Origin of the sequence: Tabrizicola fusiformis (genome assembly GCF_013328815.1) — a bacterium.
Lineage (GTDB): Bacteria > Pseudomonadota > Alphaproteobacteria > Rhodobacterales > Rhodobacteraceae > Fuscibacter.
The window spans coordinates 1-2,272 of record NZ_JABUHN010000044.1 but is presented as its reverse complement, the minus strand read 5'-3'; the positions used below and the strand labels follow the sequence as shown (position 1 = coordinate 2,272).

At 68.8% G+C, this 2,272-nt stretch carries 3 protein-coding genes and 1 pseudogene; all 4 read left to right on the top strand.

Translation table 11 applies throughout. The annotated features are described in order from the left end of the window. Positions 1-37: 37 nt before the first annotated feature. Positions 38-694: a hypothetical protein gene (locus tag HS053_RS22020; RefSeq protein ID WP_174213384.1), complete on the top strand. Its 657-nt coding sequence runs from the start codon at positions 38-40 to the stop codon at positions 692-694. Between the two features lie 2 nt (positions 695-696). After that, on the top strand, positions 697-1,371 hold the full coding sequence (locus HS053_RS22015; protein ID WP_174213383.1) for a hypothetical protein: 675 nt from the start codon (positions 697-699) through the stop codon (positions 1,369-1,371). After that, positions 1,368-1,772, top strand: coding sequence for a DUF6950 family protein (locus HS053_RS22010; protein ID WP_174213382.1), 405 nt, complete (start codon positions 1,368-1,370; stop codon positions 1,770-1,772). The genes HS053_RS22015 and HS053_RS22010 overlap by 4 nt, the downstream gene beginning before the upstream one ends. Beyond that, positions 1,769-2,272: pseudogene (locus HS053_RS22005) on the top strand (phage tail protein); the annotation flags it as partial. The gene HS053_RS22010 and the pseudogene HS053_RS22005, both read left to right, overlap by 4 nt.

Sequence of the window (2,272 nt, the reverse complement as noted above, 5' to 3'; positions counted from 1 at the left end):
GCCGAGATCGACAGCCACCCGCGCGTGAGGGGGTGAGATGGCTGTCCTGACCTTCCCGCTCAGCCTCGCCCAGTTCTTCGACCTCCTGCCGATCCAACAGGCCGAGCTGGACCTACCGGAGGCTCTGGACATGAGCCAGACCACCGGCGGCGAGGTGCTGACCGCCGATCTCGGAACATCGCTCTGGTCCGGCCGGATCGAACTTGGGGTGATGACGCATGACGAGGTTTCGGCGATCCGGCCGCTGATCAACATCCTGCGCCGGTCGGGCGCATCGTTTCTGATTTCCGACCCCACCCGGCCCTGGCCGCGGCTTGATCCGAACGGGATGCTTCTGGGGGCGGCCACCCCGACCATCCTGGCGGTCGGCGGCAGCGGGCGCGAGTTGAGCCTGACGGGCCTGCCTGCGTCCTATCCGATCAGCCGGGGCGATCTGATGTCGTTCACCTATGGCAGCCCGTCCCGCTATGCGCTGCACGAGGCGGTCGGCGCCGCCGTTGCCAACGGCGCTGGCCAGACCGGGCTGATCGAAGTCACCCCGCCGATCCGGCCCGGTGCCGCTGCGGGTGCCGCGGTGCAGCTGGTCTGGCCGCGGTGCAAGGCCCGGCTCGTTCCCGGCGAAAACACGACCGGCGTCACCTCCCACACCATCACGTCCGAGGCGCAGATCGCCTGGACCCAGACGCTGAGGTAGCGATGCGCAGCTATGCAACCGCAGAGTTGACCCAGATGCAGGCCCGCGACGGCCTGCGCCCGCGGCTGCTGGTCTGGATCATCGCCCGCAACCGGACCACGGGGGCGCCGGAGCCGACCGGGTTCTGGAACGGTGCCGACGACCAGGTGATCAACGTGGGCGGTGCCGATCGCACCTATCACGGCGCAGGCGGGCTCTTGGGCATGGACGATCTGGTGATCGAGACCGGGCTGACCGTGCGGCGCATTTCGGTCTGGCTGGCGACGGCGGCGCCCGAGGTGGTCGATGCGGCGATGGGCTATGATCTGCGGCTGGCCCCGGTGGAAATCCACCGGCTGCTGACCGATCCGCTCAGCCATCAGCCAGTGGCCGCACCGCACCGGATCTGGAAGGGCTGGGTTGATGGGGCCCCACGCACCGTCCCCGCCAAGGGGCTGAGCGCGGGCCGGATCACCCTGACCGTCGCCTCGGCCGCCATGGCGCTGACCCGGGGGCTGACCGCGAAATACTCCGATGCTGCCATGCGCCAGCGCGGCAGCGACGACCGGCTGTTTCGCTATGCCGATGTGTCAGGAAAAGTTCCGGTCTACTGGGGCGAGAAGCGCTATGAGCCGTCTGCGACGGACGGTGGGTCCGGGTCGGGTCTCGGCGGCTGGAAATCCGGGGGGCACGCATGAGGCTCCCTGACTGGCGCAGCCGTCTGGCGGACTATGTCGCGGCCACGGCCCGCGCGCCGTATCGGCCGGGTCGGCATGATTGCATCCTTTTTGCAGCTGGTGGCCGGGCGGCCCTGACCGGCGTCGATGTGATGGCGGACTGGCGGGGCCGTTACAGCACCGTTGAAAAGGGGCTTGAACTGGCCCTTCAGCATGGTTGTTCGGACCCTTGGGCGCATGTGGTGAGCGGCCTCGAAGAGGTGCCCGTCGCCTATGGCGCGGTCGGCGACATCGCCCTGCTGGACGGGGCTGACGGCTTGCCCGCCATGGGCATCATTCAGGGCGAAATGATCTACACGGTGCATCCGCGTGGCGCTGCCCTGGTGCCGCTGACCGAAGCGCGGAGGGTCTGGCGGGTATGAGGTGGTATCTCGCCCTCTGGCTTTTCGTTGCGCTGGCCAGCCCGGCAGAGGCGGGGCCGCTCGTGACGGCGATCGGCGGCCTGATCACGGCGGTCAAGGGCTTCGCGGCGATCAACGCGTTGACGGCATGGCTGGTCAAGACAGTTGCCTCGATCGCACTGTCGCGGCTGGCGATGGCGTTGCGCGGCACGCCGCGCCAGCCTGGCATCAAGACCGAGATGACCACCACCGGCGGCACCACGCCGCAGCGGATCATGCTCGGCCGCTATGCCACCGGCGGCCAGCTGATTGCCCCGCCCATGAGCTATGGCAGCGCAGGCAAGACCCCCCGCGCCTGGCTGGTCTACACCATCGCCCTCAGCGTGGTACCGGGCTGCACGCTGGCCCGCGTCGTGATCAACGATGACTATGTTTCGCTAGGCCCCGCCGGCGCAAACTGGGGCCGCCCGGTGACCGGCGATCTTGCAGGCGCCGCCTGGATCGACTTTCTCGACGGATCG

Bases quoted from the DNA above. Each gene is read 5' to 3' on its own strand.
- HS053_RS22010 (WP_174213382.1), top strand. From the start codon at position 1,368: ATGAGGCTCCCTGACTGGCGCAGCCGTCTGGCGGACTATGTCGCGGCC.
- HS053_RS22015 (WP_174213383.1), top strand. From the start codon at position 697: ATGCGCAGCTATGCAACCGCAGAGTTGACCCAGATGCAGGCCCGCGAC.
- HS053_RS22020 (WP_174213384.1), top strand. From the start codon at position 38: ATGGCTGTCCTGACCTTCCCGCTCAGCCTCGCCCAGTTCTTCGACCTC.